We start from the raw sequence: 15,380 nt of genomic DNA on the forward strand, positions 1-15,380 counted from the left end.
CGCTTGTGAGAAGATGCCGACGCGACCCGCGCGACGGCTTTGCCGCGCTCGCCGCTCGCAGCGTAGGGGCTTACTCGTAACAAGCATCCGCCACCTAGCGGTGGCCACCATGGCGAAGATGCGGCCGATGCGAAGCGCACAGCGCTGGGCGGGAGGGCGGATCGTTGGGAGCCGGTTCGCGCGATGGCGCGAATGGCGGCTGCCCCTGTCTTGCATCATCCCGCTGGCGCTGCTCGCCTGCTGCTTCGCGCCGGCCACCCATGCAACCGAAGCCGATGCCGGCGCGATATCGCTGCATCCGGGCGCCACGCATTCGGTTCAGCTCGCGCCCGGCGAGCACGCGCGTTATCGGATCGCCTTGACGCAAGGACGCGCGGCCGTGCTGTCGCTGCGCCAGCAGGACGGCATGCTGCATCTGCGTGCGCGCAACGGCGGCGACGCGATGCCGCTGTTGCAGACGCAAGCCGGCCGTGCCGCGATGCTGCGTCTGTATCTGCTCGCCGACACCGCTTCGAATTGGGAGCTCGACGTCGCCGCGGCCAAGCCCGAACGGGCCGTCAGCTTCGCCATCGAAGTCGGCACCGAACACGCGATCTCAGCAAGCGACCGCAGCGGCGCCGAGGCCGAACGCCTCTACGCCGAGGCCGAAGCGATCCGCCGCGCCGCCGGCGGCGTCGAGAGCGGCCGCGGCAGCGGCGATACCGAAGCCGCGCGCAAGCGCTATCGCGACGCCGCGCTCGCCTGGACGCGCGCCGGCGACATCTGCGCCGCCTTGCGCGCCGACAGCGGACTGGCCCGGCTCGAATTGGCGCAAGCGCGCTACCGGCAGGCGCAGAGCGCGGCCGAGAGCGCGCTCGCACGCGGCTGCGTCGATGCCGACCTCGCCTACGACGCCGAGCGCGCGGTGGCGCGGCGCACGCTGGCCGCGGCACTCGGCTACCAGGGCGATTTCGAAGCCTCGGCCGAACAGAGCGAACGCGCGCTCGCGCTGTATCGGCGTACCGGCGATCGCCGCTTCGAAGGCGTCGTGCTCGGCAATCTCAGCGCGGTCTATCGTTCGCTCGGCGAAACACGCAAGGCTTTGCAGACCGCCACCGACGCGCTGCGCATCGCCGAGGCGACGGGAGACGCGCAAGGGGTCGAGTTCAGCCGCAGCAATCTGGCCAGCTCTCACCTCGCGCGCGGCGAATTCGGCAGCGCGCTGGCGGTGTACCGGCAAACCTTGCAGGAATTGCGCGAGACACCCTACCCGCTCGCCGAAGGATTGGCCTGGAACGAACTCGGCAGCCTCTATCACCGCCTCGGTGAACGAGATGACGCGCATGCCGCTTGGACGCGCGCGCAGGCGGTGTGGTCGAGCAGCGACAACCGCTCCGGCGCCGCCGAGACCGCGATCGCGCAAGGCGACGCCGCGCTCGACGACAGCGACATCTCCGCCGCCGATGCGGCCTTCGCGCAAGCCGCGCAGATCGCCGGCGCCGACGGCCTGCGCAGCCTGCAAGCGCATGCGCTGCGCGGACTCGGCCGCGTCGCTGCGGCACGCGGCGATGCGGCAACCGCGCGCACCCGCTTGCAAGCCTCGCGCACGCTCGCCGGCCGCTTGCGCGAGACCGCCGCGATCGTCGCCGCCGAACAGGCGCTCGGCGATCTCGCCACGCGCGAACGGCGCTGGACGCAGGCACGCCTGCACTACGCGCAGGCGCTGCAGCAAGCGCGCCGCAGCGGCGATGCGAGTGCGGAAGCGGCCGCGGACGCCAGCCTGGCGCGCGTCGATGCGGCGACGGCCGCGCCGGCGGCGGCGCAAGCCTCGATCGAGCGCGCGCTCGGCATCGTCGAGTCGCAACGCGCGGCGATCGCCGATCCCGGCCTGCGCACCGGCTTCTTCGCCTCGCAGCACGAGTACTACGCGCTCGCCATCGACATCGAGATGGCGCTCGAACGCAGCGCGCCGCACGCCGGCCACGCCGCGCGTGCGCTGGAGATCGCCGAACGCGCACGCGCACGCTCCCTGCTCGACATGCTGGCGGAACGCTCGATCGCGATCGAGCGCGAGGTGGATCCGGCGCTGCTCGCGCAGGAACGCGAAGCGGCCGACCGCCAGCGCCGCCTCGCCTGGCGCCTGGCGCGCACGCCCGCAGCGAATGCCGGCGCGCTGAGAGAGGAGATCACCAGCGCGCTGCGCGATCTGGACGACGCGCGCGGCCGCCTGCGTACGGCCAATCCGCGTTACGCCGCGATCGCGCATCCGCCGCCGCTGCGCGTCGCCGACGCGCGCGCCGAGCTGCTCGACGCCGAGAGCACCGTGCTCGAATTCTGGCTGGGCGAAGCGCAAAGCTATCTGTGGGTGCTGCGCGCGGACACCATCGAGTCCTACGTGTTGCCGCCGCGCGCTCAGATCGCGAGTTCCGTGCAGGCGCTGCTCGACAAGGTGACGCAACCGCTGCGCGCCGACATCGACGTGCCACTCGAACGCCGCGCCGCGCTCGCGAGCGCGCTCGATGCGGCCACGCGCGAGCGCGCGACGGCGCTGGCGCAGCAGATCTTCCCGCCCGCTTTGCGCGCGCGCTGGCCGCGCCAGATCGCGATCGTCGCCGATGCCGAGCTGCAAGGCGTGCCATTCGCCCTGCTGCTCGACGGCGAGGTCACCTCGACAGCACCGGCGCCGGTATCGCTGCCTTCGATCGCCGCGCTGCGCAGCTTGCGCGAATGGCCGGCACGCCAAGCCGATCCCACTGCCGCCGCGATCATCGCCGACCCGGTGTTCGCCGCGGACGATCCGCGGCTGCAGTCGCGCCGCGATCCTTCCGTGCCGCTGCCGACCGCCGCGCTCGACGCCGGCATCGCCCAGCTGCCGCGCCTGTTCGCCGCGCGCGAGGAGGCGCAGGCGATCGCCGCGCTCGCCTCGGCCGAGCACTCCTGGCTCGCGCTCGATTTCGCTGCCGATCGCGCGGCGGTGCTGCGCGCGGACTGGTCCGCATTCGGCTTTGCGCATTTCGCCACGCACGCGGTGCTCGACGCGCGGCATCCGCAGCTGTCGGGCATCGTGCTGTCGCTGTACGACGAGGCCGGCCGCGCGCAAGACGGTTTCCTGCGCGTCGACGACCTCTACGCGCTGCGCATGCCGATCGAACTGGTCACGCTCGGCGCCTGCGATTCGGCGCAGGGCGCCGATCTTCCCGGCGAAGGCGTGCTCAGTCTGGCGCGCGCGTTCTTCTACGCCGGCACGCGTCGCGTCGTCGCCAGCTTGTGGAATGTCGACGACCGCGCCAGCGCCGCCTTCATGCATGCTTTCTATCGATATCTCTTGCAGGATCGGCTGCGACCGCCGCAGGCGCTGGCGCGTGCGCAGGCGGAGTTGCGGCAGAATCCGCGCTTCGCCTCGGCGTACTACTGGAGCGGCTTCGTGTTGCAGGGCGACTGGCGATGAACGGACCGATCGACGCGCCGGCGGCGGATGCGGCCGACGCCGCGCTGGCCGCCTTGCTGCAGCGCCTGCAAAGCGAAGGCGAACCCGGCGCCGCCTACGAAGCGCTGCGGCGGCGCCTGTTGCGCTACTTCCGCCTGCACGCGCCGGCGCAGGCGGAAGAACTCGCCGACGTCGCTTTGGACCGGCTCGCGCGCCGTCTCGACGAAGGCGTCGAAGTGGCCCAGGTTGCCGCCTACGTGCTCGGCATCGCGCGCCTGATCGCGCTCGAAGCGCGCGCGAAGGAGCGCCGCTATCAGCGCGGCGAGAACGAGGACTGGCCGGCCGAGGACGAGGATTCCGCGCAGGAGCGCCTGCAGCGCGAGCGCGACGCGGCGGCTTTGTCGGCGTGTCTCGAAGCGGCCGGCGCCGACGCGCGCAGCCTGATCTTGGACTACTACGGCGCCGACGGCGGCGAGCGCATCCGCGCGCGCCAGCGCATCGCGAGCCGGCTCGGTCTCTCGCTCAACGCGCTGCGCAACCGCGCGCTGCGCCTGCGCGAACGCCTCGAAGCCTGCGTGCGCGAACGCCTGCAACGCGATGCGGAGCCGTGATGAAAGCGCCCGCCACGACACTGCCTTCGAACCCGCCAGAACGGCCCGACCAGCGATGACCGAACCGAGCGAAGAAACCTTGCGCGCATGGCTGCTGCACCGATTGCCGGAAGAGCAAACGGCGGCGTTGGAACGGCGCGTGCTGCTGGACGAAGCCTTCGGCACGCGTCTGCGCGCAATCGAGACCGATCTGCTCGACGACTACGCGCGCGATCGGCTCGACGCGTCGGAACGCGGCGCGGTCGAGCGCTGGCTGCTGGCGACGCCGAGCGATCACGAACGTCTGCGCGTCGCGCGCGCGCTCGCCACGGCTTCGACCGGCGCGGCGGCGGCCACTGCCTCTGCAGCGGCCTCCCAGCCCGCCGCGCGAACGCGCCGTCGACGCAACGGCTGGTTCGCCTTCGCCGCAGCGGCAGCCGTGCTGCTGGTCGTGCTGTACCTGCCGCTGCATCGCTCGGACGCGCCGTCACCGACGACCTCCTCTGCGTCCACGCAGACGATCGTCTTGCTGGCCGATCTTTCGCGCAGCGCGAACGAGTCGAACGACGTCGCCGTGCGGCTGCCCGCCGCCGACGCCTCAGTGCGCCTGCAACTGGAAACCGCCACCGCCGCAGACCCGCGCTACAGCTTGCGTATTCGCACTGCGGCGCGCGAGGTGTTCGAGCAACACGGCTTGGGCGTGCGCAGCGAAGGTGTCTATCGCTTCGTCGAGGCGACGTTGCCGCCAGCGACGCTGGCTGCCGGCGACTATCGCGTCTCGTTGACCGCCGAGCGCGATGCTGCGGTCGCGCAGGAGTGGAGCTTGCGCGTGCGCGCGGAGTGAGAACTCCGCGCGCACCCTCTCCCGCAAGCGAGAGAGGTAGCAGCTCGGCGACCTGAGCGCCCCCGACCACCAGCGTGATGTTTTCGTGTTCCCGCTCACTCCCCCCGACAGAGCGGCCGTCGTGGCCGCGTCGCCAAGGGGGTCGTCATGTTGGTTACACGCGCTCGCGCGAGCGTATCGCGCTGGATGGTGGGCGCTGCGCTGTTGGTCGGCGTTTGCGCCGCGGCGATCGCCGCGCCGGAAAAAAGCGTGGCCTTGCCCGGCCACGTGCTGCCGGCGCTGACGAGCGCGCAGCGCTTGCAGGAGAAGAGCGACGCGGCCGCCGAAACGTTGCGCCTGACGGTGGTTCTGCGCCGCGACGACGAGGCCGGCTTCGCGCGCTATCTGGCCGACGTCTACGACCCGGCCTCGGCGCAGTTCCGCCGCTTCCTCACGCCGACGGCCGTGTCGGACCGCTACGGCCCCAGCGCGGACGGCTACGCCGCCGTGCGCAGCTGGTTCGCCGCGAACGGCTTTCGCATCGCCGCCGATTCGACCAATCGCATGACGCTCGCGCTGGAAGCGCCGCGCGCGGCGGTCGCGGCCGCACTCGATGTCGGCCTCCACGACTACGCCAAAGACGGCCGCCGCTTCCGCGCCAACGACGGCGAGCCGAACCTGCCGCCGGCGATCGCCGCACGCGTGCAGGCGATCCAGGGCCTGAGCGACCTCGCGCAACCGCAGTCGCAGCGCGAAGTGCACATCCTGCTGTTCTCGACCGTGTGCATGCTGACCGCGCTGGCCGACCCGGACTATCAGCACGCCGCGCAAGGCAGCGCCGCGGCACAGGCCGCTTACTTGCGCGCGCTGGCCAAGTGCATCAACAAGAACGGCACCGCCGCCGGCTACGGCAAGCTGATCGGCGTCGATCCGCCGGCGCCGGCCTGGCAGGGTGTCGACGGCACCGGCCAGCGCATCGGCCTGCTCGAGTACGACAACTACGCGGCCAGCGACGTGGCCGACTACATCCGTTTGATCGATCTGCCGGATGCGCAAATCGGCAAGGTGCATCCGATCGCCGTCGCCGGCGGCACCGTGCCGGGCGCAAACCAGGACGAAGTGCTGCTCGACCTCGCCGACGTGCTGTCGATCGCGCCCGGCGCCGAGATCGGCGTCTACCACACACCGTTCAGCGGCGGCGCCAGCTTCCAGGCGATGTTCAACGCGATGATCGACGACGGCGTCGACATCATCAGCAACAGCTGGGCCTACTGCGAAGACCAGACCAACGCCGCCGACGCGCACAGCATCGACGCGATCCTGCAGACCGCGGCGGCCTCGGGCATCTCGGTGTTCTCCGGCAGCGGCGACAGCGGCAGCACCTGCCTCGACGGCGCCGCCAACACCGCCGCCGTACCGGCCAGCGCGCCGCATCTCACCGCGGTCGGCGGCACCTCGCTGACGCTCGGTCCCGGCTACACCTACGGCGGCGAAACCTGGTGGGACGGCAGCACCGCGACGCCGCCGACCGGACAAGGCGGCTTCGGCAACAGCCGCTACTACACTCGGCCGGCGTATCAGAACGGCCTGCACAACGGCGCCATGCGCTCGCTGCCCGACGTCGCCGCCCACGCCGATCCGGCCAACGGCGTGCTGATCTGCGCGGCCGCGCTCGGCGGCTGCCCGACCGGCGGTCTCTACGGCGGCACCAGCAGCTCGACGCCGCTGTGGGCCGCGTTCACCGCGCTGTTGAACCAGGCGCAAGGCGAGAACCTCGGCTGGCTCAATCCGCAGCTGTACGCACTGGCCGGCACCGACGCGTTCCACACCGCCGCATCGATGGGCAGCGATTTCGCGCATGTGGGTCTGGGCTCGCCCAATCTCGCGCGGCTGCATCAGCGCCTGACTGCGCAGACGCCCGGCGCCGCCGATGCCGCGGTGTCCGAAGCGCATGCCTACGACGAAGACAGCTTCACCTTCCCGGCCGATCTGGCACTGCCGGTGATCGCGCCGGCCGACGGCAGCACGCCGCTGTGGATTGTGGTGCGCGCGGCGGACTCGCTCGGCAACCTGATCGGCGGCGCCAGCGTCACGCTGTCGGCGCCGGGCAGCCACGCCACGGTGACGCCGGCCAGCGCGACCACCGCGGCCGATACCGGCAGCGCCGTGTTCCAGCTGACCGACAACAGCGTCGAGGATCTCGTCTTCAGCGTGCGCGTCGGCGCCACCACACTGACACAGACGCCGCGCGTCAGCTTCGTCACGCCGCGCGCGGCGAGCGCTTCGATCATGGCGTTTCCGACCAGCGTCGCCGCCAACGGCAGCGAGGCGACCGCGATCACGGTGACCTTGCGCGACGCGCAGAACCGGCCGACGCCGGGCAAGCGCGTCGAACTCGCGCACGACGGCCGTGCGCTGGTCGTCGCGCCGACGCCGGCGGTCACCGATGCCGACGGCCGCATCGTGTTCAGTGCGACGAACGCGTTCGAGGAGACCGTCACCTTCACCGCGGTCGACGTCAGCGACGGCAACCTACCGGTGCCCGGCAGCGCCAGCGTCAGTTTCAGCGGCAGCGCCGCCGGTTCGTGCGTGACGCCGCCGCTCGCGCTCGGCGACGAGGTGATCGCGCCCTATCTGAACGGCTTCGCCGCGTATCCGTTCTTCTACGGCAATACCAACTTCGGTTGCGCCGGTGTGACCAACCCGGCGTTCGACGCGGCCGGCAACGCGTACGTCGCGCATGTTCCGACCGGCGACTTGTATCGATTCGGACCGGAAGGCGGCTCCGCCACCGTGCCGCTGTCCAACCTCGGCCCCACCCTCGGCACGCCGGTGTTCGACACGCAAGGCCGCCTGTACGCGACGCACGCGGTCACCACCGGCGACTTCCGCACCGGCGACATCGTCGAGATCGATCCGAACACCGGCGCGCTGCTGCGCGTGCTCGCTTCCAATCTCACCTGCCCGCACAGCATCGCGTTCGATCCGCTCAGCGGCGATCTCTTCTTCGACGACAACTGCACCGGCGCCGGCTCCGACAACCCCTCGCTGTTCCGCCTGAGCGATCCGTCCGACACCGATCCGAACCGCCCGACCGAGGTGAGCGTGTACGCGACCCTGCCCGGCACGCCGAACGGCGTGATCTCGTTCGCGCCGGACGGCACCCTCTACGTCGGCACCGTCTACAACCCGTGCGAACAATCGCCGGTGATGCGCGTCAGCGCGACCGACGGACCGTCGCCGCCGACGGTCGAAGCAGTGCCCGGCGTGACCTCGTGCTACTGGTTGCGCGTCGGCGCGACGGATGCCGGCGGCGCCGCGCGTTCGCTGCTGACCTTCAATCTCGATGCGACCGGACTTTTCTTGAACCTGGTCGACATCGCGACGCCGACCACGCAGACCCCGCTGGTGCGCAACGTCGGCTCCGGCACGATCGGCAACGACGGCTGTCTCTACAGCAGCGCGACCGACAGCGTGTACAAGCTGACGCCGGCCTCGGGCGTGTGCGACTTCGCCACCACCAATCCCTCGCCTGCACTGACGCTGACGCCGCGCACCAGCGCGCCCAATCCGCAGCAGGGCGACACGCGCAGCTTGACCGCGACATTCTCCAATCTGGTGGTGCCGGCCGGCACGCCGGTGTCGGTGCGCGTGACCGGCGCCAATCCGCGCGCGGCGCTGATCCGCAGCGATGCGAACGGCCGCGCGCAGTTCAGTTATCAGGGCGTCGTCGCCGGCGCGGACGTGATCGTCGCCAGCGCGACGGTCGACGGACTCGCGCTGACCTCCAACCCGGCGCGCCTGACCTGGGACAGCGGGCCGCACGCGAGCTTCCTCGCCTTCGTCGGCGCCACCGGCGCACGCGCCGGCAGCTCGGCGCAGGTGCAGGCGAGCCTGACCGACATCGCGCAGACGCCGCAGACCGCCGTCGCCGGCGCCAGCCTCCATTTCAGCGTGAACGGCGCGTCGTGCGATGCGATCACCGCGGCGAACGGCGTCGCCGGCTGCACCCTGCCGGCGCCGCCGCCGGGCGTGTACACGTTGAGCGTCAGTTACGCCGGCGACTCGGCGCATCTGGCGGCCGAAGCATCGACGTTGTTCGCCGTGCCGGCCGACGACCTCGATCGCATCTTCGCCAATGGCTTCGACGACTAGCTGAGCGGTGGCGTTCGTCGTGCGAGATTCGCGTCTCGCGCGACGGACGCCGCCCATCGTCGCGTTCCCGCACGAAGGCGAAGCTCAGCGCGGCCATCCCTCCAGCCAGCGCGTGACGACTTGCTCCAGCACGCGCCGCAAAGCGGCGCCGTGACGTTGCGCGTCCTCGCGCAAGCGCTGCGTCGACACCTGCGCCTGCGCGAGTTCGGCAGCGTGCCCGATCAGCCACTGCTCGATGCGCGCGGCGTCGACTTCGAGATGGAATTGCCAGGCCATCGCGTGCCGCTCGATCTGAAAAGCCTGGTTCGCGCAGAGCGGCGTGCCGGCGAGACTCGCGATGCCGGGCGGCAGCTCGAAGCGGTCGCCGTGCCAATGCAGAACCGGCTGCTCGGCTACCGCGGCCAGCGGCGAATCGAGTCCGGCGGCGCTCAAGCGCAGCGGCGCGTAGCCGATTTCCTTGTAGCCCATCGGCTGCACGCGCGCACCGAGCGCGCGTGCGATCAGCTGTGCGCCGAGACAGATGCCGAGCAGCGGCCGGCGCGCGGCGAGCCGCGCGCGCACCAATTCCACTTCATCGGTCAGGAACGGATAGCGCTCGTCCTCCTCCGCGCCGATCGGACCGCCGAGGACGATCAGCAGATCGACCCGATCCAGATCCAGCGTCCACAAGGGATCGACGCCGACGTCGTAATAGTGGATGCGCCAGCCGCGCTCTTGCAGGATCGGTGCGAGCAAGCCGAGATCTTCGAACGCCAGATGCCGCAAGGCGACCAGGGTCTTCATCCGCCTCTCCCGCGCAGGTTCACGATTCCGGCGGCAGCGGCTTGAACAGCCGCTCGCAACTCAGCGCGCGCAGGCCCGCCGGCGTGCTTTCGAGCACGCGCTTCTCGCCGTCGGCGAACCAGAGTTCCAGCCGGTAACCGTCGTCTTCGCTCAAGCGTGCGGCGATCTCATCCACCGCTTGCCGTGCCCACGGCGTGTCGGATTCGAAATGCCCGAGCAGCCGATCGCCGCGATGAATGACCAGGCGGTAGGCGCTCATGCGCTGTGGCCTGAGGCGACCAGCGGCGATTCGGGCAACAGCAGTTCGGCGCAGCCGGCGCGTTGCGTCAGACGCAGCGCCGCCACCACGGCCTCGCTCGCCGCCGCTGCGGCTTCGAACACGGAAGCGCCGTGCAGCAAGCCGCCGAGCATCGCGGCGCTGAACACATCGCCGGTGCCCTTCGGCGCGATGTCGAGGCGCGGGTGGGTCAGCCACTGCGCCTCGTCGCGGCTGACCACCGCGATCTGCATGCGGCCGTCTTCCCACGCGGCGGGATTGGCGCTGGTCACGATCACCCAGCGCGTGCGGCCGCGCAGCAAGCTGCGCGCGGCGGCGACGACGCCGTCGGCGTCGGTCGACGGCCGTCCGCTCAACAACTCCAACTCGAAGCCGTTCGGCGTCAAGCCGTCGGCCAGCGGCAGCAGATGCTCGCGGTACGCCGCGATCAGGGCCGGATCGACGTAGATACCGCTGTCGTGGTCACCGATCACCGGATCGACCAGCACGCGCAACTCGCGCGACGTTTCCAGCGTGCGCGCAATCCAACGCGCGAGGACGGCGGCTTGCTCGGGCGAGCCGAGATAACCGCTGACGATGCCGCGCAGGCGGCGCAGGCCGCCGCGCGCGGTCAGATCGTCGAGGTAGCCGGCGAACCAGTCGAGCGGGATGGCGCCGCCGTGGACGCTCGGATAGTGCGGCGTGTTGCTGAGTACGACCGTGGGCACGGCGGCGGCGCTGAGGCCGAAGCGCTGCAAGGTCGGCATCGCGACGTTGTTGCCGACGCGGCCGTAGACGACTTGCGATTGCACCGATACCACGTCGATCGAAAGCGGTTGTGCGGCAGCGTTGGTCATACCGATTCCTCGCCGGCAGCCGGCCAGTAGTGGGCGTCGGGCAGTGCGCGCGCGCCGTAGATCGCTTGACCGACGCGCACGACCGTGGCGCCCTCCTCGATCGCGATTTCGTAGTCGCCCGACATGCCCATCGACAGCTCGTCGAGGCCGATGCCGGCCGGGGCGTCCTGGCGCAGGCGGTCGCGCACCTCGCGCAGCCGCACGAAGCATCGGCGCACGCGTTCGGCTTCGGCCGAGAACACGGCCAGGGTCATCAAGCCGCGTACGCGCAGCGCCGAAAACGCGGGCAGCGCGCGCAGAAACGCGGCGACTTCCTCCGGCGCCAGGCCGTACTTGCTCGCTTCGCCTGAGGTGTTGACCTGCACGAAGACGTCGAGCGCGCGCCCTTCGGCTTGCAGGCGCTGCTCCAGCGCAGCGGCCACGCGCAGGTTGTCGAGCGCCTGGAATTCGGCGGCGAAGCGCGCGACCAGCTTGGCCTTGTTGGTTTGCAGATGGCCGATCACCGACCAGCGCAGGTCGCTCAGATCCGCCAGCGCCTCGCTCTTGCGATACGCCTCTTGCACCTTGTTCTCGCCGAGCTGGCGGCAGCCGGCGGCATAGGACAGGCGGATGCGCGCCTCGTCGACGGTCTTGCTGACCGGCAGCAGGCGCACATCGCGCGGATCGCGCCCGACGCGTGCGCAGGCGGCGTCGATGCGCGCCTGCACCGCGGCCAGATGGCGGCGGAAATCTTCCACCGTTTCGGCGCGCTCCCAACGACCGTGCTGCTCGTGCTGGGTCTGTGCGGCGGTGGCAGGAATGGGAGCGGCGGGGTCGGGATCGGCAATCACCGTTGGAACCTCGATGCGGCGGCGGCGCGGAACGGCGGCGCCAGCGCTTGTGCTATTGTCCTAGGCCAAACTCTAACATGGCTTGGTGCGCGATGGAGATCGCCGGAAGCAGCGCCGCGCAGATCGTCGACAGCATCCGCGCGCTGCTGCGAGCGGGCCGGCTGAGCGAGGGCGAGGCGCTGCCGACCGTGCGCGAGCTGGCCGCCGAGCTCGGCGTCAATCGCAATACGGTGTCGACCGCGTACAAACGTCTGGCCGCGGCCGGCATCGTGATCGGCCACGGCCGTCGCGGCACCGTCATTCGCAGGCCGCCGGACACGGCGGCGCAGGAAGGCTTCGTCGCCGGCTCGCCGCTCGAAGATCTCGGCAGCGGCAATCCCGACCCGGCCTGCCTGCCCGATCTGTCGGCGGCACTGGCGGCGATGCCGGCACGCCAGCGGCTGTACGGTGAGGCGCCGGTCGATCCGCAGTTGGAAGCGATCGCGCGCAGGCAGCTGCAAGACGATTGCCGCAGACCGTTCGAAATCGATCTCACGCACGGATCGGTCGATGCGCTCGAACGCCTGCTCGCGGCGCATCTGGTCGCCGGCGATGCGGTGGCCTTGGAAGACCCCTGCTTCATCAGCAGCGTCAACACGCTGCGCGTGGCCGGCTACACCCCTGTCGACGTGGCGCTCGACGCTCATGGCATGCGCGCCGACGCGCTCGAAGCCGCGCTGGCGCGCGGCGCGCGCGCGGTCGTGATCACGCCGCGCGCGCACAACCCGACCGGCGCCAGCCTGAGCGCAACGCGCGCACGCCGGCTGCGCGCCGTGCTGGCGCGTCATCCGCACGTGCTGGTGATCGTCGACGATCATTTCTGGCAGCTCGCCGACAGCCCCTATCACGACCTGATTCCGCCGACGACGCAGCATTGGGCGCTGGTGCGTTCGGTGTCGAAGATGCTCGGCCCTGATCTGCGCGTGGCCTTCGTCGCCAGCGACGCGGAGACGTCGCGGCGGCTGCGACTGCGCCTCGCGCGCGGCACGCACTGGATCAGCCATCTGCTGCAGGACGTCGTCGGCGCCTGCCTGTCGTCGGCGAACGTGCGGCGGCAGATCGCACAGGCGCGAGTGCGCTATGCGCGACGTCGGCAGCTATTGGCCGCGGCCTTGGCCGAGCAGGACATCGCGGTCGGCGCGCCGGCCGACGGCCTCAATCTATGGCTGCCGCTGCCTGAGGACGGCGGCGCCGTCGCGGCGGCGATGGCGCAGCACGGCTGGCTTTTGCGCGGCGGCGAATGTTTCGGAGTTGCGCGGCCGGCGCGCGGCTTGCGCGTGACGATCTCGACCCTGGATGCGCGCAAGGCGCGTGCGTTCGCACGCGCCTTGCGCGGGGTGCTCGATCGCCGCTGATCGGGCGTTTGTCGCTGTGGCCGCCGCGGCCGGGCCCGTGCGGACCCGGCCCAATACGATCAAGCAAGACGCGATCAGGCGAGATCGTAGCGATCGAGGTTCATCACCTTGGTCCACGCCGCGACGAAGTCACGCAGGAACTTCTCTTGTGCGTCGCTGCTGCCGTAAACCTCGGCCAGCGCGCGCAGCTGCGCGTGCGAACCGAACACCAGATCGACGCGCGTGCCGGTCCACTTGCGTTCGCCGCTCTTGCGATCGCGCCCTTCGAACACGTCGTTGTCGGCGGAAACGGGTTTCCACGTCGTGCCCATGTCGAGCAGGTTGACGAAGAAGTCGTTGCTCAAGGTCTGCGGGCGCGCGGTGAACACGCCGTGCGAGCTGCCGCCGGCGTTGGCGCCGAGCACGCGCAGGCCTCCGACCAGCACGGTCATCTCCGGTGCGCTCAAGCTCAGGAGCTGCGCCTTGTCGACCAAAAGGACCTCGGCCGGCACGCTGTACTGAGTCTTGAGATAGTTGCGGAAACCGTCGGCGACCGGTTCGAGCACGTTGAAGGAATGCGCGTCGGTCTGCTCGGCCGAGGCGTCGGTGCGACCGGGCGCGAACGGCACCGTCAGCGTGTGGCCGGCGTTCTTCGCCGCCTGCTCGATCGCGGCACCGCCGCCCAGCACGATCAGATCCGCCAGCGAGATCTTCTTGCCGCCCGACTGCGCGGCGTTGAAGTCGGCGCGGACGGCTTCGAGCGTCTTCAACACCTGGGCCAGCTGCTGCGGTTGGTTGACCTCCCAATCCTTTTGCGGCGCCAGACGAATGCGCGCGCCGTTCGCACCGCCGCGTTTGTCGGAGCTGCGGAAGGTCGACGCCGACGCCCACGCGGTCGAGACCAGTTGCGCCACGCTCAACCCGGACGCGAGCAGCTTGCTCTTCAGCGCCGCGATGTCTTTCTCGTCGACCAGTGCGTGATCGAGCGCAGGAACCGGGTCCTGCCAGAGCAGCGCTTCGGCCGGCACTTCCGGGCCGAGATAGCGCGCGCGCGGCCCCATGTCGCGATGGGTCAGCTTGAACCAGGCGCGCGCGAACGCGTCGGCGAACTGGTCGGGGTTGGCGAGGAAGCGGCGCGAGATCTTTTCGTAGGCGGGATCGAAACGCAGCGACAAGTCGGTCGTCAGCATCGTCGGTGCGTGACGCTTGGACGAATCGTACGCATCGGGAATCGTGCCGGCACCGGCGCCGTTCTTGGCCACCCACTGGTGCGCGCCGGCCGGGCTCTTGCTCAATTCCCATTCGAAGCCGAACAGGTTCTCGAAGAAGTCGTAACCCCACTTCGTCGGCGTCGAAGTCCAGGTGACTTCCAGTCCGCTGGTGATCGCGTCGCGGCCGCTGCCGCTGCCGAAGCTGTTGCTCCAGCCGAACCCCTGCGTTTCGAGACCGGCGGACTCGGGATCCGCGCCGACGTGCGACTCGGGTGCCGCGCCGTGCGTCTTGCCGAAGCTGTGGCCGCCGGCGATCAGCGCGACGGTTTCCTCGTCGTCCATCGCCATGCGCGCAAAAGTGTCGCGGATGTCGCGCGCCGCGGCGACCGGATCGGGATTGCCGTCCGGGCCCTGCGGATTGACGTAGATCAGGCCCATCTGCACGGCCGCGAGAGGACTTTCCAGCTCGCGATCGCCGGAGTAGCGGCTGTTCGGACCGCCGCTCAGTTCGAGCCAGATCTTCTCCGAGCCCCAGTAGACGTCATCCGCCTCCCACGCGTCCTCGCGTCCGCCGGCGAAGCCGAAGGTCTTGAAGCCCATCGATTCCAGCGCGACGTTGCCGGTGAGGACGATCAGGTCGGCCCACGAGATGTTGCGCCCGTACTTCTGCTTGACCGGCCAGATCAGGCGGCGCGCCTTGTCCAAGCTGACGTTGTCGGGCCAGCTGTTCAACGGCGCGAAGCGCTGCTGGCCGGAGCCGGCACCGCCGCGGCCGTCGGCGATGCGATAGGTGCCGGCGCTGTGCCAGGCCATGCGGATGAACAAGGGTCCGTAGTGGCCGAAGTCGGCCGGCCACCACTCCTGCGAATCGGTCATCACGGCGAGCAGGTCTTTCTTCACCGCGGCCAGGTCGAGGCTCTTGAAAGCCTCGGCGTAGTCGAAATCCGCGCCCATCGGATCGGCTTTCGCCGTGTGTCGGTGCAGAACTTCGAGATTGAGCCGGTTCGGCCACCAGTCTCGGTTGGTGGTACCGCTGGAGGAGCTGTGGAAAGGACACTTCGCTTCGTTGGACATGGCTCACCTCTGGCTGTGCAGT

At 70.3% G+C, this 15,380-nt stretch carries 10 protein-coding genes; 5 read left to right on the top strand and 5 right to left on the bottom strand.

What is annotated here, in order from left to right; translation table 11 throughout:
* Positions 1–127 precede the first annotated feature (127 nt).
* From AC3QL3_RS13575 to AC3QL3_RS13590, 4 genes are all read left to right on the top strand, one after another.
* Positions 128–3,427, top strand: a complete 3,300-nt coding sequence (locus AC3QL3_RS13575) for a CHAT domain-containing protein (RefSeq protein ID WP_492894449.1) — start codon at positions 128–130, stop codon at positions 3,425–3,427.
* A complete protein-coding gene (locus tag AC3QL3_RS13580) occupies positions 3,424–4,017 on the top strand; it encodes an RNA polymerase sigma factor (RefSeq protein ID WP_492894451.1) in 594 nt (197 codons plus the stop codon). Before AC3QL3_RS13575 ends, AC3QL3_RS13580 begins: the two co-directional genes overlap by 4 nt.
* A gap of 55 nt (positions 4,018–4,072) precedes the next feature.
* On the top strand, positions 4,073–4,840 hold the full coding sequence (locus AC3QL3_RS13585) for a hypothetical protein (RefSeq protein ID WP_492894453.1): 768 nt from the start codon (positions 4,073–4,075) through the stop codon (positions 4,838–4,840).
* A 147-nt stretch (positions 4,841–4,987) separates the two neighbouring features.
* Positions 4,988–8,974: a protease pro-enzyme activation domain-containing protein gene (locus tag AC3QL3_RS13590; RefSeq protein ID WP_492894455.1), complete on the top strand. Its 3,987-nt coding sequence runs from the start codon at positions 4,988–4,990 to the stop codon at positions 8,972–8,974.
* Between the two features lie 84 nt (positions 8,975–9,058).
* Here the strand turns inward: AC3QL3_RS13590 and AC3QL3_RS13595 are convergent, their stop codons facing one another.
* Genes AC3QL3_RS13595 through AC3QL3_RS13610 form a run of 4 tightly spaced genes read right to left on the bottom strand, consistent with a single transcriptional unit; the run spans position 9,059 to position 11,670 of the window.
* Entirely contained in the window at positions 9,059–9,757 is a 699-nt protein-coding gene (locus AC3QL3_RS13595) for a glutamine amidotransferase (protein WP_492894457.1), read from the bottom strand.
* 19 nt (positions 9,758–9,776) lie between these two features.
* Positions 9,777–10,016, bottom strand: coding sequence for a hypothetical protein (locus tag AC3QL3_RS13600; protein ID WP_492894459.1), 240 nt, complete (start codon positions 10,014–10,016; stop codon positions 9,777–9,779).
* Complete coding sequence (gene pdxK / locus AC3QL3_RS13605; RefSeq protein ID WP_492894461.1) at positions 10,013–10,870, bottom strand: pyridoxine/pyridoxal/pyridoxamine kinase; 858 nt, start codon at positions 10,868–10,870, stop codon at positions 10,013–10,015. The genes AC3QL3_RS13600 and pdxK overlap by 4 nt, the downstream gene beginning before the upstream one ends.
* Positions 10,867–11,670, bottom strand: coding sequence for a YggS family pyridoxal phosphate-dependent enzyme (locus tag AC3QL3_RS13610; RefSeq protein ID WP_492898932.1), 804 nt, complete (start codon positions 11,668–11,670; stop codon positions 10,867–10,869). The genes pdxK and AC3QL3_RS13610 overlap by 4 nt, the downstream gene beginning before the upstream one ends.
* A gap of 122 nt (positions 11,671–11,792) precedes the next feature.
* Between AC3QL3_RS13610 and ptsJ the strand changes: the two genes are divergently transcribed.
* Positions 11,793–13,094, top strand: coding sequence for a MocR-like B6 salvage transcription factor PtsJ (ptsJ, locus tag AC3QL3_RS13615; protein WP_492894463.1), 1,302 nt, complete (start codon positions 11,793–11,795; stop codon positions 13,092–13,094).
* A 74-nt stretch (positions 13,095–13,168) separates the two neighbouring features.
* On the opposite strand, the gene katG is transcribed toward ptsJ, so the two are convergent.
* Positions 13,169–15,358 (bottom strand): catalase/peroxidase HPI, encoded by a 2,190-nt coding sequence (gene katG, locus AC3QL3_RS13620; RefSeq protein WP_492894465.1) that lies wholly within the window; start codon positions 15,356–15,358, stop codon positions 13,169–13,171.
* Between the last annotated feature and the right edge of the window lie 22 nt (positions 15,359–15,380).

Source organism: Dokdonella sp. GW821-FHT11D02 (assembly GCF_058808595.1).

What these genes read in the sequence shown, in the direction of transcription:
- AC3QL3_RS13580 (WP_492894451.1), top strand. Translation starts at nt 3,424, where the DNA reads ATGAACGGACCGATCGACGCGCCGGCGGCGGATGCGGCCGACGCCGCG.
- pdxK (WP_492894461.1), bottom strand. Translation starts at nt 10,870, where the DNA reads ATGACCAACGCTGCCGCACAACCGCTTTCGATCGACGTGGTATCGGTG.
- AC3QL3_RS13600 (WP_492894459.1), bottom strand. Translation starts at nt 10,016, where the DNA reads ATGAGCGCCTACCGCCTGGTCATTCATCGCGGCGATCGGCTGCTCGGG.
- katG (WP_492894465.1), bottom strand. Translation starts at nt 15,358, where the DNA reads ATGTCCAACGAAGCGAAGTGTCCTTTCCACAGCTCCTCCAGCGGTACC.
- ptsJ (WP_492894463.1), top strand. Translation starts at nt 11,793, where the DNA reads ATGGAGATCGCCGGAAGCAGCGCCGCGCAGATCGTCGACAGCATCCGC.
- AC3QL3_RS13575 (WP_492894449.1), top strand. Translation starts at nt 128, where the DNA reads ATGCGAAGCGCACAGCGCTGGGCGGGAGGGCGGATCGTTGGGAGCCGG.
- AC3QL3_RS13585 (WP_492894453.1), top strand. Translation starts at nt 4,073, where the DNA reads ATGACCGAACCGAGCGAAGAAACCTTGCGCGCATGGCTGCTGCACCGA.
- AC3QL3_RS13590 (WP_492894455.1), top strand. Translation starts at nt 4,988, where the DNA reads ATGTTGGTTACACGCGCTCGCGCGAGCGTATCGCGCTGGATGGTGGGC.
- AC3QL3_RS13595 (WP_492894457.1), bottom strand. Translation starts at nt 9,757, where the DNA reads ATGAAGACCCTGGTCGCCTTGCGGCATCTGGCGTTCGAAGATCTCGGC.